At 39.7% G+C, this 15,995-nt stretch carries 15 protein-coding genes; 5 read left to right on the top strand and 10 right to left on the bottom strand.

Translation table 11 applies throughout. The features are described from left to right. The first annotated feature begins 34 nt into the window (after nucleotides 1–34). Genes mlaC through murA form a run of 4 tightly spaced genes read left to right on the top strand, consistent with a single transcriptional unit; the run spans nucleotide 35 to nucleotide 2,609 of the window. The gene (gene mlaC, locus EDC44_RS04990; protein WP_131975987.1) at nucleotides 35–676 is read left to right on the top strand and encodes a phospholipid-binding protein MlaC; all 642 of its coding nucleotides are present in this window, start codon (nucleotides 35–37) and stop codon (nucleotides 674–676) included. After that, the gene (locus EDC44_RS04985) at nucleotides 676–1,026 is read left to right on the top strand and encodes an STAS domain-containing protein (protein WP_131975985.1); all 351 of its coding nucleotides are present in this window, start codon (nucleotides 676–678) and stop codon (nucleotides 1,024–1,026) included. The genes mlaC and EDC44_RS04985 overlap by 1 nt, the downstream gene beginning before the upstream one ends. 26 nt (nucleotides 1,027–1,052) lie before the next feature. Beyond that, the gene (locus EDC44_RS04980) at nucleotides 1,053–1,310 is read left to right on the top strand and encodes a BolA family protein (RefSeq protein ID WP_131975983.1); all 258 of its coding nucleotides are present in this window, start codon (nucleotides 1,053–1,055) and stop codon (nucleotides 1,308–1,310) included. A gap of 21 nt (nucleotides 1,311–1,331) precedes the next feature. Further along, entirely contained in the window at nucleotides 1,332–2,609 is a 1,278-nt protein-coding gene (gene murA, locus EDC44_RS04975; RefSeq protein ID WP_131975981.1) for a UDP-N-acetylglucosamine 1-carboxyvinyltransferase, read from the top strand. A gap of 172 nt (nucleotides 2,610–2,781) precedes the next feature. On the opposite strand, the gene EDC44_RS04970 is transcribed toward murA, so the two are convergent. Then, nucleotides 2,782–3,384: a peroxiredoxin C gene (locus EDC44_RS04970; RefSeq protein WP_131975979.1), complete on the bottom strand. Its 603-nt coding sequence runs from the start codon at nucleotides 3,382–3,384 to the stop codon at nucleotides 2,782–2,784. Between the two features lie 128 nt (nucleotides 3,385–3,512). On the opposite strand from EDC44_RS04970, the gene metC reads away from it, so the two are divergent. Continuing rightward, nucleotides 3,513–4,706: a cystathionine beta-lyase gene (gene metC, locus EDC44_RS04965; RefSeq protein ID WP_131975977.1), complete on the top strand. Its 1,194-nt coding sequence runs from the start codon at nucleotides 3,513–3,515 to the stop codon at nucleotides 4,704–4,706. 53 nt (nucleotides 4,707–4,759) lie between these two features. Here metC and EDC44_RS04960 read toward each other — a convergent pair whose 3' ends face one another. The 9 genes from EDC44_RS04960 to EDC44_RS04920 all read right to left on the bottom strand — a co-directional run bounded on the left by EDC44_RS04960 (nucleotide 4,760) and on the right by EDC44_RS04920 (nucleotide 15,812). Further along, nucleotides 4,760–6,598, bottom strand: a complete 1,839-nt coding sequence (locus tag EDC44_RS04960; protein ID WP_131975975.1) for a DEAD/DEAH box helicase — start codon at nucleotides 6,596–6,598, stop codon at nucleotides 4,760–4,762. A gap of 95 nt (nucleotides 6,599–6,693) precedes the next feature. Continuing rightward, the gene (nlpI, locus tag EDC44_RS04955) at nucleotides 6,694–7,635 is read right to left on the bottom strand and encodes a lipoprotein NlpI (protein ID WP_131975973.1); all 942 of its coding nucleotides are present in this window, start codon (nucleotides 7,633–7,635) and stop codon (nucleotides 6,694–6,696) included. 99 nt (nucleotides 7,636–7,734) lie between these two features. Continuing rightward, a complete protein-coding gene (gene pnp / locus EDC44_RS04950) occupies nucleotides 7,735–9,864 on the bottom strand; it encodes a polyribonucleotide nucleotidyltransferase (RefSeq protein ID WP_131975971.1) in 2,130 nt (709 codons plus the stop codon). A gap of 185 nt (nucleotides 9,865–10,049) precedes the next feature. After that, nucleotides 10,050–11,024, bottom strand: coding sequence for an NAD(P)-dependent oxidoreductase (locus EDC44_RS04945; RefSeq protein WP_131975969.1), 975 nt, complete (start codon nucleotides 11,022–11,024; stop codon nucleotides 10,050–10,052). A gap of 15 nt (nucleotides 11,025–11,039) precedes the next feature. Continuing rightward, a complete protein-coding gene (locus EDC44_RS04940) occupies nucleotides 11,040–11,987 on the bottom strand; it encodes a sugar kinase (protein ID WP_131975967.1) in 948 nt (315 codons plus the stop codon). A gap of 40 nt (nucleotides 11,988–12,027) precedes the next feature. Then, the gene (locus EDC44_RS04935) at nucleotides 12,028–13,038 is read right to left on the bottom strand and encodes a LacI family DNA-binding transcriptional regulator (RefSeq protein WP_131975965.1); all 1,011 of its coding nucleotides are present in this window, start codon (nucleotides 13,036–13,038) and stop codon (nucleotides 12,028–12,030) included. Continuing rightward, nucleotides 13,035–14,306, bottom strand: a complete 1,272-nt coding sequence (locus tag EDC44_RS04930; RefSeq protein ID WP_131975963.1) for a TRAP transporter large permease — start codon at nucleotides 14,304–14,306, stop codon at nucleotides 13,035–13,037. The genes EDC44_RS04935 and EDC44_RS04930 overlap by 4 nt, the downstream gene beginning before the upstream one ends. Nucleotides 14,307–14,308: 2 nt before the next feature. Further along, nucleotides 14,309–14,785 carry a TRAP transporter small permease gene (locus EDC44_RS04925; protein WP_131975961.1) on the bottom strand — a complete coding sequence of 159 codons (477 nt, stop codon included), beginning with the start codon at nucleotides 14,783–14,785 and terminating at the stop codon, nucleotides 14,309–14,311. A 28-nt stretch (nucleotides 14,786–14,813) separates the two neighbouring features. Further along, the gene (locus EDC44_RS04920; RefSeq protein WP_131975959.1) at nucleotides 14,814–15,812 is read right to left on the bottom strand and encodes a TRAP transporter substrate-binding protein; all 999 of its coding nucleotides are present in this window, start codon (nucleotides 15,810–15,812) and stop codon (nucleotides 14,814–14,816) included. Between the last annotated feature and the right edge of the window lie 183 nt (nucleotides 15,813–15,995).

Genomic DNA, 15,995 nt, shown 5'->3' with positions numbered 1-15,995 from the left:
CTTAGGAAAGTAATATTCAATTTGGAGAATCTCAATGTTAAAACTTAATATAAAAAATTGGTTAGCAAAAACTGTTATAATAATGACCGCACTTTTTGTCGTGCAGGCGATGGCTGCCGGTGAAAGCCCATATATATTAATGCAACAGGCTTCTGATCGACTATTTGCGGATATTAAAAATAACCAAAGCAAGATCAAGCAAGATCCAAACTATTTAAAAACCATCGTACGTAATGATTTAATGCCTTATGTACACGTAAACTATGCAGGTTCTTTAGTATTGGGTACGCAGTTCAAATCTACTACACCGGAACAACGTACAAAATTCTTTAGTGCTTTCGGCAGTTTCATTGAACAGGCTTATGCTCAGGCATTAACACTATATTCCGATCAAAACATCGAAATTGAAAAAGCTAAAGATGTCGGCGATAAAACTATTGTGAAAGTACGTGTCAATTTAATTCAAAACAATCAAACACCAACCAAGCTGGATTTTTCTTGGCGTAAAAACAGCAAAACCGGTGAATGGCAGGTTTATGATATGGCAGCTGAAGGCGTGAGTATGGTTGTCACCAAACAAAACGAATGGGCATCAACTTTGCGTAACAAAGGTATTGATGCACTAACCGCTCAAATCCAACAAGCGGCAAATCAACCGATTACTTTGAGTAAATAATGGTCAATGAAACAATACAATCACTGAATTGGACAGTGGTTCAAGAGCAAGATAAACAAATTCTCCGCCTTGCCGGAGAATTATCTCGTCATACGTTGTCTGCCCTGTCGCAAGCAGTGCAACAACGTACTTTTTTATCCGCCGAAAAAATCAATAAACAAAATTTAGTTTGGGATCTATCAAATTTAGAACGCATTGATTCGACCGGTTTTGCTTTACTTTGTGAATTATTAAATATATCCAAACAACAAGCTGAATCCGTTCGACTTATTCATATTCCGGAACAAATCACCACATTGGCGGATTTATTCGGTTTATCCGATTGGTTCAATACCTTTTTATGTCATTAACAACATTACCTGGGAAATTTATTTCAATGGAACCGCAACAAATAGAACAAATTTTAAAAGATGCTTTAGAGCTTGATGAAGTATATGTGCAAGGTGAAAATTCCCATTTCGGTGTAATTGCCGTGAGCGATGCCTTTGCCGCATTATCCAAAGTAAAACAACAACAAATGATCTATGCGCCGCTAATGGAGCATATCGCCAGTAACGAAATTCATGCGTTAACCATTAAAACCTTTACTGTTGATAAATGGAAACGCGAACGTCTATTTAATATGCCGAATTAATTAAATATCAAGGAAACTATAATGGAAAAATTTCGAGTTTACGGTCAATGTACGCTAAAAGGCGAAGTGCAAATTTCCGGTGCAAAAAATGCAGCTTTACCGATTTTATTTGCCGCTATTTTAGCAGAAAAACCGGTAACATTAACCAATGTACCAAAATTAAAAGACATTGATACTACATTTAAAATTCTACGTAAACTGGGTGTTGTAGTTGAACGTGACGAACAAGGTACGGTTCATTTAGATGCTTCAAAAATCGATCACTTTGTTGCTCCTTATGAATTAGTGAAAACCATGCGTGCTTCTATTTGGGCATTAGCACCGTTAGTAGCCCGTTTTAATCAAGGTCAGGTATCATTACCGGGCGGTTGTTCTATCGGAGCCAGACCAGTGGATATGCATATCAATGGTTTAGAAAAAATGGGGGCAACAATCACGTTAGAAGACGGTTATGTTAAAGCACAAGTGAGAAACCGTTTAGTCGCTACTCATTTAGTGATGGAAAAAGTCAGTGTAGGTGCAACCCTTTCTGTAATGATTGCGGCAACTCTTGCTAAAGGTACAACCACCATTGAAAACGCGGCACGCGAACCGGAAATCGCTGATACCGCACTATTCTTAAATAAAATGGGTGCCAAAATCACTGGTGCGGGTTCCGATATGATTACTATTGAAGGTGTGGAACATTTAAGCGGTTGTGAGCATCATATCGTTCCCGACCGTATTGAAACCGGTACGTTTCTCATTGCCGGTGCAATTTCCGGCGGTCGCGTTACCTGTAAAGGAACCAAAGCGAATACACTTGATGCCGTATTGGATAAATTGCGTGAAGCCGGTGCACAAATTGATGTGACCGAAGATACCATTACTCTAGATATGTTCGGTAATCGTCCGAAAGCAGTGAATATCCGCACGGCTCCTTATCCAGCGTTCCCGACAGATATGCAGGCTCAATTCACATTGCTGAACATGGTGGCTGAAGGCACAAGTATTATTACTGAAACCATTTTTGAAAATCGTTTTATGCACATCCCGGAACTAATCCGTATGGGCGGTAAAGCTGAAATCGAAGGTAACACGGCTATTTGTCATGGCGTAGAACATCTTTGTGCCGCAGAAGTAATGGCAACGGATCTACGAGCTTCCGCAAGCCTTGTATTAGCCGGTTGCATTGCTTCCGGTGAAACCATTGTAGATCGAATCTACCACATTGACCGTGGTTATGAACGTATCGAAGAAAAACTACGTGGCTTAGGTGGTCGAATTGAACGTTTTAATGCGGAATCATATGAAGAATAAAGGCATACCAGACAAAAAGGTTGGTAATAATTAGCATTATAAGAAAAATGGCAGGACAATCTGCCATTTTTTGTATCCATAATTTTCTTAGATCTACTATCATCCCGAATTTTATTCATAAAAAAGCCACGCTTTCACGTGGCATATAAATAACCAAACAGATTGAATATAATTATAATTTATCTGCGTTTTGTTTAAGATATTTTGCAACGCCTTCCGGGTTGTCTTTCATACCTTCTTTACCTTTTTCCCATTGTGCAGGGCAAACTTCACCGTGTTCTTCATGGAATTGTAATGCATCAACCATACGTAACATTTCATCAATATTACGACCCAACGGAAGGTCATTGACAATTTGATGACGCACTACACCGTTTGCATCGATCAAGAATGAAGCGCGTAATGCAACACCGGCTTCCGGGTGTTCAATGCCGTATGCTTGTGCGATTTCGTGTTTGGTATCTGCCACTAATGCATATTTCACTTCACCAATACCACCTTGGTCAACCGGAGTTTTACGCCATGCATTGTGCGTATATTGAGAATCAATAGATACACCAACCACTTCAACGCCACGTTTTTGGAATTCAGCATAACGATGGTCGAATGCGATTAATTCAGACGGACAAACGAAAGTGAAGTCTAACGGGTAGAAAAAAACGACTGCTGCTTTACCTGCGATGTGTTGTTTGAAATTGAAATTATCAACGATTTCACCGTTACCTAATACTGCTGCCGCGTTAAAATCAGGAGCTTGACGAGTTACTAATACCATTTCATTTTTCCTTATTGTTGAGTAAATATAAAATTTGTACTGTGTATTCTAAAAAAAAAGAGTAATATTAGATAGTTGGTTTTATCTATCAAATTAATCATTTTAATCTAAGATATTAAAGGACTACTATGACTAATAAAAAACAAAATCTTTCTACCGCACTTGTACACACCGGACGTAATAAGCGGGTATCTCAAGGAGCCGTCAATCCTGTGATTCAACGAGCTTCTTCTTTAATATTTGACAGCATGGCGGATAAAAAACAAGCCGCTATTAATCGCTATAAAGGCGAGTTATTCTATGGTCGTCGCGGCACGCTTACCCACTTTGCCTTGCAAGACTTAATGTGTGAAATCGAAGGTGGTGCAGGTTGCTATCTCTATCCGTGCGGAGCCGCCGCCGTCACTAATGCAATTTTTTCTTTTGTGCAATCCGGCGATCATGTTTTAATGAGCGGAGCTGCTTATGAACCTACACAGGATTTTTGCAATACAGTTTTAAAAAAATTACAAATTGAAACCACTTATTACGATCCGATGAAAGGGGCTGAAATCGCCGAACTCATTCGGCCGAATACGAAAGTATTATTCTTAGAATCACCAAGTTCGCTCACCATGGAAGTACCGGATATTCCCGCTATTGTACAAGCCTCACGAGCTAAAAATCCGGATATTGTGATTATGATTGATAATACTTGGGCGGGCGGTATTTTATTTAAAGCCTTAGAACAGGGCATTGATATTTCTATTCAAGCCGGAACTAAATATCTGGTAGGTCATTCCGATGCGATGATCGGCACGGCAGTCTCTAATGCCCGTTGTTGGGATCAACTACGCGAACATTCTTATTTAATGGGGCAAATGGTGGATGCCGACACCGCTTATACTACAGCGCGCGGCATCCGCACGCTGGGTGTGCGTTTCAAACAACATGAAGTCAGCAGCATTAAAGTGGCAAACTGGCTAGCTCAACAACCCGAAGTGAAAGCCGTGTATCACCCTGCTCTGCCAAGCTGCCCGGGACACGAATTTTTCAAACGGGACTTCACCGGTTCTGCAGGCTTGTTCTCATTTGAGTTAACTCAACGACTCACCAATGAACAACTGGCAAACTTTATGGATCATTTTAAACTGTTCACGATGGCTTATTCATGGGGCGGATTTGAATCCTTAATCTTGTCCAATCAGCCGGAAGAAATCGCGAAAATTCGCCCGAATATCGACCGCACTTTAAGCGGTACATTAATTCGCGTACATATCGGATTTGAAGATGTAGATGAATTAATAGCGGATTTAAAAGCAGGATTTGAACGATTAAAATAATTAGTAACTAAAAATAAAGGTGGGCAACAAGAACCCACCTTACAACATATCAACTATGAACGACCACGTGGGCGTCTTTCTTTACGATCACCACGAGGACGATCGTTAAAAGAGCGGTTGCTTTTTTCGTTAAATTTACGTTCACTGCGATCTCGTTTGAAACCACGATCATTGCCACGTCTGTCACCGCGACTATTGCCACGCTCACCACGTCCACTGTCGCTTTGCACTTTGCCCATAAACGACATTTGCATTTGTTTATTTAGCACACGGGTTTTACCGAATAATTGTAACATTTCTTTCGGCATACCTTGTGGCAGTTCGACGGTGGAATAATCATCATAGAGCTTGATATGACCGATATAACGGCTATTGATATCGCCTTCGTTAGCAATCGCTCCCACAATATGACGTACTTCCACACCGTCAGCACGACCGATTTCAATACGGTATAAATCCATGGATTTGGGTTCACCATAGCCGCGACGTTCTTGCGAACGCGGGTTATCACGACGATCACGGCGGTCGCCACGATCTGAACGGTCATTACGATCACGGCCTTTTTTCACAATCGGATCCGGCGGCAGAATCATTTTTTGCTTGCCTTGCAACAACATCATCATAGCCGCAGCGATGTCTTCCTGATCTTGATCGGCAGTAAACATATCTTCCAACAAGCTGCGGTATAATTCCAGATCACGGTGTTCCAGCTGTTTGGTAATTTTCGCTTGGAATTTCAAACGACGACATTGTTCCAAAGTAACGTGATTCGGCACATCCACTTCATCAATCGGCTTTTTCATTAGGTGTTCGATATTGCGTAACAAACGACGTTCACGAGGTTCTACAAATAATAATGCTCTGCCTGCACGACCCGCACGACCGGTACGTCCGATACGATGCACATAGCTTTCTGCATCTAACGGAATATCGTAGTTCACCACTAAGCTGATACGCTCGATATCGATACCGCGGGCGGCCACATCTGTTGCCACTACGATATCTAAACTGCCGTTACGTAGCCGATCTAAGGTTTGTTCACGGTGTTGTTGAGTCATATCACCGTTTAATGCCGCTGCACTGAAACCGTGTTTTTCCAATAATTCCGTTACATCCAACGTGCCGGTCTTAGTGCGGGTGAAAATAATCGCCGCATCAAATTCTTCCACTTCAAGGAAACGCACTAAAGCATCGTTTTTACGGAAACCCTGAGCTAACCAGTAACTTTGTGTGATATCCGGTGCGGTACGCTGTGTGGATTGGATTTTCACTTCTTGCGGGTTGGTCATAAAACGTTTGGTAATACGACGAATCGGTTCCGGCATGGTGGCTGAAAATAACGCGGTTTGATGCTGTTCAGGCAATTCCGCCATCACGGTTTCCACATCATCAATAAAGCCCATACGTAACATCTCGTCCGCTTCATCCAATACAATGAATTTTAATTCGGAAAGATCCAATGTGCCGCGACGAATATGGTCTAAAATACGTCCCGGTGTTCCCACCACCACTTGTGCACCTTGTTTTAAAGCACGTAATTGAATGTCATAACGTTGACCGCCGTAAAGGGTCACAATACGTGTGCCTTTGGCATATTTACAAAATTGTTCGCAAGCATCCGCTACTTGAATGGCTAATTCGCGAGTCGGTGCCATCACCAACATTTGCGGATGTTTTTTATCGGTTTCGATTTGTGCCAACAACGGTAAAGAAAACGCTGCGGTTTTACCGCTACCGGTTTGTGCCATCCCCAATACGTCATTGCCTTGTAACAGGTGCGGAATACAAGCCTGTTGGATGGGTGAAGGAGCGGTAAATCCTAAATCGGTTACTACGGAAAGGATAAATTCAGGCAAGCCTAAATCACTAAAAGTAATTTGTGTTTCTGTCATATAATACTCGAAAAGAGAAAAGAAAGGCCCAAGGCATTCCGTTCTCAGTTAGTTAAATCGTTAAAAATCCAGTTACAAAACCAATGTTGTTGCGTTTATTCTGTTTCTTGAACAGGAGTAACCTGTACAACAGCCTGTATAGTTTGAGCTTTTAATTTTGAAAGTTCAAACAAGGCAAAACGATACTCAACAAAGTTATACACCCGATTCGCCACTGCTAACTGGAACAAAGCGATTGCTTCGTCTTTTTGGTCTGCATTGAGTTTTTGTTTTGCTAGATAAAAATAAGTTTCTGTTAAAATTTCAGCATATTGTGGGGATGACGGATCAACAAACTGTTCCGCTTTTTGCAATAATTGTTTTAACGAAATGTTGCCCAAATAATATTGAACAACCTGAGTTCCCCAATAGTCGTTAGAAAGCGTTGCTGCCCTGCGGACTAAATTTTGTTTAGCTTCACTCGGATTTTGGTTAAATTCGTTTAAATATAACCACAACACGCGGTACGGATCGGTTTTATCAGCCTCATAAAAAGCCATAAAATCCTTTTCCGCCAAACCATAACGACCGGTGTAATAAAAATCCAAACCTCGGTTTAAATAAGTGTAATCATAGCTCGGTTCGATATCTAATACGGCATTGAATGCTTCCAATGCACCATCATAGTCTTCATCTAACAAAAGATACAAACCAAGATAATTATAAATTGCCACCATTTTCGGTTGCAAAGCTAAAGCCTGAGTAAAATCATAACGTGCTAATGCCCAAAGACCGAGACTGTCATATAACACACCCCGTTCAAAGTGCAGATTTGCACGTTCATCTCTACTCATTTGTCCGACAAGTAATACCTGACTAATCCGAACAATCATCACTTCTTGTTCAAAATGCGTATTTGGATGTTGGTCAGCAAGCATGACTTTATTTGGTGCAACAAAGACTCGCTCCGAATTTACGCAAGCGGACAAGCACAATGCAATAATCATTCCCGGCAACCACATCAGTAAGAAATTAAACAACCGATTCAGTTGTAACATTCTATAAGCCTTAATAAAGCACGATATTAATGACAGACAAAATTCTTTAAAGATCGACCGCACTTCACTTTAAGCAAAGTGCGGTCTGTTTTTCAGAAATTATTCTGCTAAATCTTCAATTTCAGCAGTTTCTTCTGTTGTTTCTTGTTTTGGAGCAAGTTCTTTCATTGTCAAGCGGATACGGCCTTGGCGGTCAATTTCAACCACTTTCACCATCACTTCTTGACCTACTTGCAAGTAGTCGGATACCTTTTCTACGCGCTCTTCAGCGATTTGAGAAATGTGTACCAAACCTTCTTTGTTACCTACGATCACCACAAACGCACCGAAATCCGCAATACGGGTTACTTTACCTTTGTACACCGCACCGGCTTCCACTTCTGCCACGATTTCTTCAATACGTGCCATTACTGCTTTCGCAGAATTGCCGTCAGTCGCTGCAATTTTCACTGTACCATCGTCGTCGATATCAATAGATGTACCGGTTTCTTCAGTCAATGCACGAATTACGGCACCACCTTTACCGATGACATCTTTGATTTTCTTAGGATCGATTTTCACGGTGTAAATACGCGGAGCGAAATCAGAAATTTCCGCACGCGGACCGCTGATCGCTTGTTCCATCACACCTAAAATATGCATACGGGCAGATTTTGCTTGGTTCAAGGCGATTTGCATAATTTCTGCGGTGATACCTTCAATTTTGATGTCCATTTGTAGTGCTGTTACACCGGTACGAGTACCTGCTACTTTAAAGTCCATATCACCTAAGTGATCTTCATCACCTAAGATATCGGAAAGCACCACGAATTTATCTTCTTCTTTCACCAAGCCCATTGCGATACCGGCAACCGCCGCTTTCACCGGCACGCCGGCATCCATTAATGCCAATGACGCACCACACACGGAAGCCATTGATGATGAACCGTTAGATTCTGTGATTTCAGATACCACACGTACGGTGTATGGAAATTCAGCCAATGTCGGCATTACAGCTGCCACACCGCGTTTTGCTAAACGACCGTGACCGATTTCACGGCGTTTTGGTGAACCGATCATACCGGTTTCACCCACAGAATATGGAGGGAAGTTGTAGTGGAATAAGAAATGATCGCTGCGTTCACCGGTCAATTCATCGATAATTTGCGCATCGCGTTCAGTCCCTAATGTAGCTACCGCCAATGCTTGCGTTTCACCACGGGTGAAAATCGCAGAACCGTGAGTTCGCGGCAATACGCCGGTGCAGATATCTAATGCACGCACAGTATCAACGGTACGGCCGTCGATACGCGGTTCGCCTGCAATAATACGACCACGCACAATCTGACTTTCAAGTGCGGTGAAAATATCAATGATTTTACCTTCGCTGATTTCTTCATCTTCTGCAGTAATTTGTGCAATAACATCTGCTTTGATAGCATCGATTTGTTCATAACGTACTTGTTTTTCAGTAATGCGATACGCATCACCTAAACGAGCTTCAGCAATGGTTTTCACTTTGTTGATCAATGCCGTATTCGGTTCAGGTGCAACCCAATCCCAACGCGGTTTACCTGCTTCTGCGGCAAATTCTTTAATCGCCTCAACCACAACTTGTTGTTGTTGATGACCGAATACCACCGCCGCCAACATTTGTTCTTCGGTTAAGATGTCCGCTTCAGATTCCACCATTAACACGGCTTTATCCGTACCTGCAACCACTAAATCCAAACGGCTGATTTTTTGTTCTGCCATTGTCGGGTTCAATACGAACTGATCGTTAATAAAACCAACACGAGCCGCACCGATAGGACCGTTAAACGGCACACCGGATAAAGAAAGTGCTGCAGACGCACCGATCATCGCCACTAAATCCGGGCTGATTTGTGGGTTCACAGAAACCACAGTAGCCACGATTTGAATTTCGTTATAAAAACCTTCCGGGAATAACGGACGAATAGGACGGTCGATCAAACGGGCAATTAACGTTTCGCCTTCAGACGGACGACCTTCGCGTTTAAAGAAACCGCCGGGGATTTTACCTGCCGCGTAAGTACGCTCTTGATAGTTAACGGTTAATGGAAAAAAGTCTTGACCTTCTTTCACATCTTTTTTCGCCACCACAGTAACAAATACTGTAGTGTCATCCATACTTGCCATTACCGCAGCAGTTGCCTGACGAGCAATCGCACCGGTTTCGAGGGTCACAGTATGCTGACCATATTTAAATTGTTTTACAATCGGAGTCACAAGATTTTCCTTTCTTTTAGAAATTGATAAATAAATGCTTTTTCCATTTCGTTGCGACTAGCAAAAATAATCTCACAAAAATCATTTTTGTTAGCCGCACGCTAGAACGAATGAAAAAAGCCCAACTATTATACAGGGCTTTTTGCTTTATGGGTAATGTTATTTTGATGGATTACTGAATTATATTATTCGGCTTGCGGATTAACCCAATTTTTTTGAGGCGGAGGCGTATCTAATGCCGCAATCAAATTATCTACCGCACATTTAACCATTCCCAAACGGGTTTCTTCAGTCGCAGAACCGATATGCGGCAATAAAACAACATTAGACAATTGCAATAATTCAGAATCCATCGGTAAAGGTTCTTGCTCAAATACATCCAAACCGGCTGCCCGGATTACACCATTTTTCAATGCTTCAATTAATGCCGTTTGATCGACTATTTTACCTCGCGCACCATTAATCAAAATAGCATTACTTTTCATTAATGCCAGCTTTTCTTTTGTAATCAATTTTTCTGTTTCTTTTGTTAAAGGTAAAGTAATACATACAAAATCTGATAATTTTAATAACTCGTCTAAAGAACAATATTTCGCTTCATATTTTTCTTCAACTAAAGAATTCGGGCGATTGCCAGTATATAAAATATTCATGTCAAAACCACAGAATGCTCTTTTTGCAACAGCTTGACCTATACGTCCCATGCCTAAAATACCTAAGGTTTTATGATGAACATCTGTTCCATAATACTCTTCCCCGATGCTTTGTTTCCAATTACCTTCTTTAATCAGTAGTGATAGTTCTACTGCTCTACGTGCAGTTGCCAATATCAGTAAAAAAATAGTGTCTGCTGTAGTATCGGTCAATACATTGGGTGTATGCATTAAGCGAACACCGCGTTGTGTAAGATAATCCACATCAAAATTATCATAACCAACAGATATCGTTGAGATAGCCCTCAAGTGCGGTGCATTTTTTAAAATATTTTCCGGTAAATTGACACTTGCACCAATCAGTCCTTCAGCCTTATTAATTGCTTTAATAAATTCATCATAATTCTGAGAGTTGATCTCATCAAATTCAGTAACATTAAATTTATCCTGTAATTTTAAACGTTGTTCTAAAGGAATTTTCTTATACAGCACAATATTTTTTTTCATTTTGAGACCTCGAATTTAATAGTTACCCAACTGTTCTCGTGTAGGTAATCCTTCACTATCGCCTGCAACTTGAATTGCCAATGAACCTATTTTATTGCCTCTCACTGTAGCGTCATAAAAAGATTTTCCTTCCAGTAAAGCACTGACAACGCCAGTAGCAAAACCATCGCCGGCTCCTACGGTATCCACAACATTTTCTACAAAAAATGGCTCAACATAACCTTCATTGCCGTTTTGTTGTTTAAAATATGCACCTTTTTCACCCAATTTAATGACAACGGCTTTCACACCCTTTTCTAAGTAGAAATCTGCCATATCTTTTTCCGATTGCAATCCGGTTAAAATTGAACCTTCTTTGATACCGGGTAAAAACCAGTCAGACTTGAATGCCAGATGATTAATTCTTTCTTTCATTATCTCAGTATTTTTCCATAAGGATGGGCGTAAATTCGGGTCAAATGAAATTGTTTTTCTTTCACTTCGCATAAAATCAGCAAAATAATCAGATAATTGGTAAGAGGATTCCGAAATAGCCGCAGCAACTCCGGTAATATGTAAATGTTTTGCGGTTGCACAATACGTTTTATTTAAATCCATCGGTGAAAGATAGCTGGCAGCAGAGCCTTTGCGAAAATATTCAATAGCGGGATCGCTGCCATCTGCTATTTTTGATTTTAATTGAAAACCAGTGGGATGTTCGTTATCAATACTAACAAGTGCGGTCTGAATTTTTTCTTTTTTTAATACATCCAGAATAAATGCTCCGAATGAATCCTTACCGATGCGGCTCATCCAAGCAACATTAAAACCTAGTCTTGCTAAACCTATGGCAACATTTAATTCTGCTCCGGCAGGTCTTTTCATAAAAGATGAAACTTCAGCTAAATTCCCGGTTTCCGTTGCAATAAACATTGCCATTGCTTCACCAAACGTAACGACATCCAAGTGTGAATTAAATTGCATCTTGTTCTCCTATATTATTACCTTTATTTTGAATGTATTATCATAACTGAGTAGATTCTCTAATAATTAATTCTCCCGGATATAACACAGTTTGCACATCCGAATCATCGCCTCTAATTCGTTTGAGTAATAATTCAAAAGCGGTATAACCAATTTTGTCTGTAGGTTGTCGGATGGTTGTTACACCGCAGCCGACAACTGAGGCCCATATAGGATCATCGAATCCGATTAGACCAATATCTTTCCCCCACTTCAACTTTAACCGCTTTAACGCTAATGTCGTATTTAACATGACGGAACCGTTGACAGTAAAAATAGCTTTTTTTATATCCGGTTCAAGATGATAGAATGCTGAAACGACAGGATCTATTTCATCCTCATTTTTTGTATTCCGAAGTTCTACGACTTCTCCCGAACAATTTGAATTATGTTGGATAAATTCATTAAATGCCGCAGTTCTTTGCTGTCTTGCTTCAATATCACGTATAGTTTCAGTAATAAACAAAATACGCTGAAAACCTTGATTAACTAAATGTTCCATCGCTATTTGCACAGCCTGATTATTATCAAGATGCACAAGATCATTTTTTAATCCATAAATCGTGCGATCTACAGAAACCACAGGCAAAGTAAAACCTTTAAAATTTTGATCATGGGTTTTCAGTGCCTGAATAATAACGCCCTCAACCTGATAGCCGGTTAAAATCTGTAAAATCTTTTTTTCCTGTGCTTTTTCATTATTGGCATTAAATACTAATAAGGTATAACCATACTTTCGACACGCAGCCTCTACGCCTTGCATAATTTCCGTAGCATAAGAAATACTTAGATCAGCAAAAACCAGTGCGATTAATTTCGTTTTTCCCCCTTTCATACTTCTGGCCAATTGGCTAGGTTTATAATTCAAGGATGTTATAGCAATTTGAATTTTCTCTTTTATTTCATCAGATAAAATATCAAATTCATTGTTTAAATAACGGGAAACACTGGTTTTACCAACTCCGGCTAATAGCGCAACATCTTGAATAGTTGCTTTTTTCTTAATTGTCATTGCATTAAATCAGCTAATAATATGGATGGCACAAACATAACAAGCGCCAACACAAATAAAATAATCGTAATATATGGCAGAACCGCTTTAAATGAACGACCGATAGGCAATTCACCAATCACACTGGCAATTAACAGACATAATCCATATGGTGGTGTCACTAATCCTATTGATAACGTAATAATAATGGTAATGCCCAATTGCACGGGATCGACACCCAATAACTGAGCTACAGGAAAAATAACCGGCACAAATAATACCATGGCCGGAATTGCATCCATAAAAGTGCCAATAAATAAGAAAAATACAATTATTAATCCTAAGAATACATATTGGCTTCCTCCCATATTATTAAAAAATTCGGCAACAACCATATTGATTCTGAAATAACCTAAAAATTCCCCTAGTGCAGAGGCTGCAGCTAAAGCAAATAAAGATAAACAACTTAACTTCAATGTCTCTACAAAAATCTTCGGCAAATCTTTATAAGTAATGGTTTTATAATAATATGCACTAATAATATAGGCGTATACGGCAGAAAATGCAGCTGCTTCCGTAGGTGTGAAAATACCGAAAACAATACCTAAAATAATAATCAACGGTGTAATCAATGCCGGTACGGAATCTTTAAACAATTGGAAAAAAATATTCCAAGGCATTTTACTTTCTTTCGGCAATGCCTGCTTAATGGCAACGTAATAAACAAATCCCATCATACCAAAGCCGATAATGATACCGGGCAAAAGCCCCCCTACAAAAAGTTGACCTACCGATGTATTTGTCAAACCGCCATAAATAACCATAGTAATACTCGGAGGGATAATACTGCCGATTGTCGATGACGCAGCCGTCACCCCGACGGCCATTTCACGGCTATAACCTTTTTCAATCATATTCGGAATTAAAATCTTACCGATACCGGCTGTGTCTGCTTGAGACGAACCGCTGACTCCCGCAAATAACATTGATACCATGACATTTGCATGACCCAAACCGCCCGGGCAACGACCAACTATTCCTAAGGAAAAATCGATTAGCTTTCTGGAAATATTGCCCTGATTCATGATAGTCGCCGTCAGCACGAATAATGGCACGGCTAACAACACATAAGAATTCAATCCGTAAAACATTTTCATCGGAATCATTGTATGTGGAATGCCTCCCACAGCACTAATACCGGCTAAGGCTGCAATAGCAATGGAAAATGCAATAGGAATACCGATAATAATCAACGCGATAAACAGTAATGTAATCAATAAAAGTGTCATAATCAGTTTCCTTTTCTTAGTTTAATCAGCTGCTTCACAATATCTTCTAAAAGATAAATACTCATGGTGGCAAAGGTAATCGGTAAAATAAGCCAAGCATAACCCTGTTTTAAAGAAGGAATCGTTACCCAGCGGGAATCCCAAAAGGTTTGTGTTATTTCTGCACTGTATACCGTGCATAGTATGCAGAAGGTCAAAATAATCAAATCTTGGAAAATGACATAAAAACATTTATTCCGTGATGAAAATAAATTATCCAACAAGTTAAAACTGAAATGCTGTTTCTCTCGCACCATTACTGAAGCACCGAGCAACATAGACCAAATGAAAGTATTAACTGCAACTTCTTCCGTCCAAGTTGCACTGATACCCAAATAACGCGTAATCACTTGAATTAAGGTGACTGATACAAAAACAGCCAGAAACGCAGTCCCTAAAATCAATTGTATTTTTTCTAAATAGGAGATCAATTTTTGCATAATATCACCTTATTTCTACTCTAATGATTTATTTGACCTGTCTGATTTGGTTTAAAATCTCGGTCATACCGTGTTTATTTGCCCAATCATCCTGAATACTTCGGGCAATATCGCTGAATTGGATTTTATCAACCTCATTAACCACAGCACCGTCTGCAATAGCTTTTTCTTTATATTGGTTTTCTTCCGCATAAATAGCATTGCGTTCGGCTTGAGTAGCCTCTTTCACAGCTGTTTCCAATGTTGCTTTCTGTTCATCGGTCAATTTTTTCCAAGTTGCTTCTCTCATTAATAAGAAACGAGTTGTATAGTCATGTGCCGTTTCAGAAATATATTTACCATTTGTTGTTTTATGATGTTCCATTGGTACTAAATATGGATAAGCATTTTCAGCGCCGTCAACAACATTACTGGCTAATGCCTGATATAATTCGGCCCAAGCAACAGAAGTAGGAACAGCCCCAATTTTGATCCAGAAATCAGAAACAACGCCGGAAGTCTGTGTTCTGATTTTTAAACCTTTTGCATCTGCAATTGTATTAATAGGCTTTTTACCGTACCAATGTCTTACACCGGCACTCCAATAGCCAATCACACGATATTTATTGCCTGATTTTTCATAAATAATATCTGCAATTTTTTTACCGACATCACTATCTACTACTTTTTCCCAATGCTCATAGTTATTAAATAAATACAACAGAGAGAATAAATCGACTTCGTCAATACCTGCTGATGTCATAAATCCCGGTGAAACTAAAACAACATCAGCACCGCCTAAGACTAATTTTTCTACTAATTCGTTTTCATTTGTACCGATAGTTCCTGCATGCACTTCGACTTGGAATTGATTGGATTTTTCTGCCGTTTCTTTTAATTTTAACATGCCCGTTTGATAGGGACTGGTCATATTGGTCTGATTATGTGCCGCCACTAATTTTGTTGGTTGATCTGATGCTGTATTCGCATTCTGTTCACCACATCCTGCCAATACAAAAGGAATTAAACACATTAATAATTTTTTCATAAATCACCTCGTTTAGTATTAAATTGGTACAACTCTGTAAATTTAGTGCAAAATTTATCATGGAACCGGTTCCAGAAAACAGTGAATTTTTATAGAACTGTGATCTCAATCACATAAAATTTAAAAACAAACATTGAAAGAAGAGGCAAATATAAAATTAAAGAAATAAATCAATAAAATACT

It is taken from the genome of Cricetibacter osteomyelitidis, from assembly GCF_004340985.1.
Classification (GTDB): Bacteria; Pseudomonadota; Gammaproteobacteria; order Enterobacterales; family Pasteurellaceae; genus Cricetibacter; species Cricetibacter osteomyelitidis.
Note: the sequence above shows the minus strand (reverse complement) of the source record. Positions and strands in the feature narration are given on the sequence as shown.

Coding starts and splice junctions, on each gene's coding strand:
- mlaC (WP_131975987.1), top strand. CDS start 35: ATGTTAAAACTTAATATAAAAAATTGGTTAGCAAAAACTGTTATAATA.
- EDC44_RS04985 (WP_131975985.1), top strand. CDS start 676: ATGGTCAATGAAACAATACAATCACTGAATTGGACAGTGGTTCAAGAG.
- EDC44_RS04980 (WP_131975983.1), top strand. CDS start 1,053: ATGGAACCGCAACAAATAGAACAAATTTTAAAAGATGCTTTAGAGCTT.
- murA (WP_131975981.1), top strand. CDS start 1,332: ATGGAAAAATTTCGAGTTTACGGTCAATGTACGCTAAAAGGCGAAGTG.
- EDC44_RS04970 (WP_131975979.1), bottom strand. CDS start 3,384: ATGGTATTAGTAACTCGTCAAGCTCCTGATTTTAACGCGGCAGCAGTA.
- metC (WP_131975977.1), top strand. CDS start 3,513: ATGACTAATAAAAAACAAAATCTTTCTACCGCACTTGTACACACCGGA.
- EDC44_RS04960 (WP_131975975.1), bottom strand. CDS start 6,598: ATGACAGAAACACAAATTACTTTTAGTGATTTAGGCTTGCCTGAATTT.
- nlpI (WP_131975973.1), bottom strand. CDS start 7,635: ATGTTACAACTGAATCGGTTGTTTAATTTCTTACTGATGTGGTTGCCG.
- EDC44_RS04945 (WP_131975969.1), bottom strand. CDS start 11,024: ATGAAAAAAAATATTGTGCTGTATAAGAAAATTCCTTTAGAACAACGT.
- EDC44_RS04940 (WP_131975967.1), bottom strand. CDS start 11,987: ATGCAATTTAATTCACACTTGGATGTCGTTACGTTTGGTGAAGCAATG.
- EDC44_RS04935 (WP_131975965.1), bottom strand. CDS start 13,038: ATGACAATTAAGAAAAAAGCAACTATTCAAGATGTTGCGCTATTAGCC.
- EDC44_RS04930 (WP_131975963.1), bottom strand. CDS start 14,306: ATGACACTTTTATTGATTACATTACTGTTTATCGCGTTGATTATTATC.
- EDC44_RS04925 (WP_131975961.1), bottom strand. CDS start 14,785: ATGCAAAAATTGATCTCCTATTTAGAAAAAATACAATTGATTTTAGGG.
- EDC44_RS04920 (WP_131975959.1), bottom strand. CDS start 15,812: ATGAAAAAATTATTAATGTGTTTAATTCCTTTTGTATTGGCAGGATGT.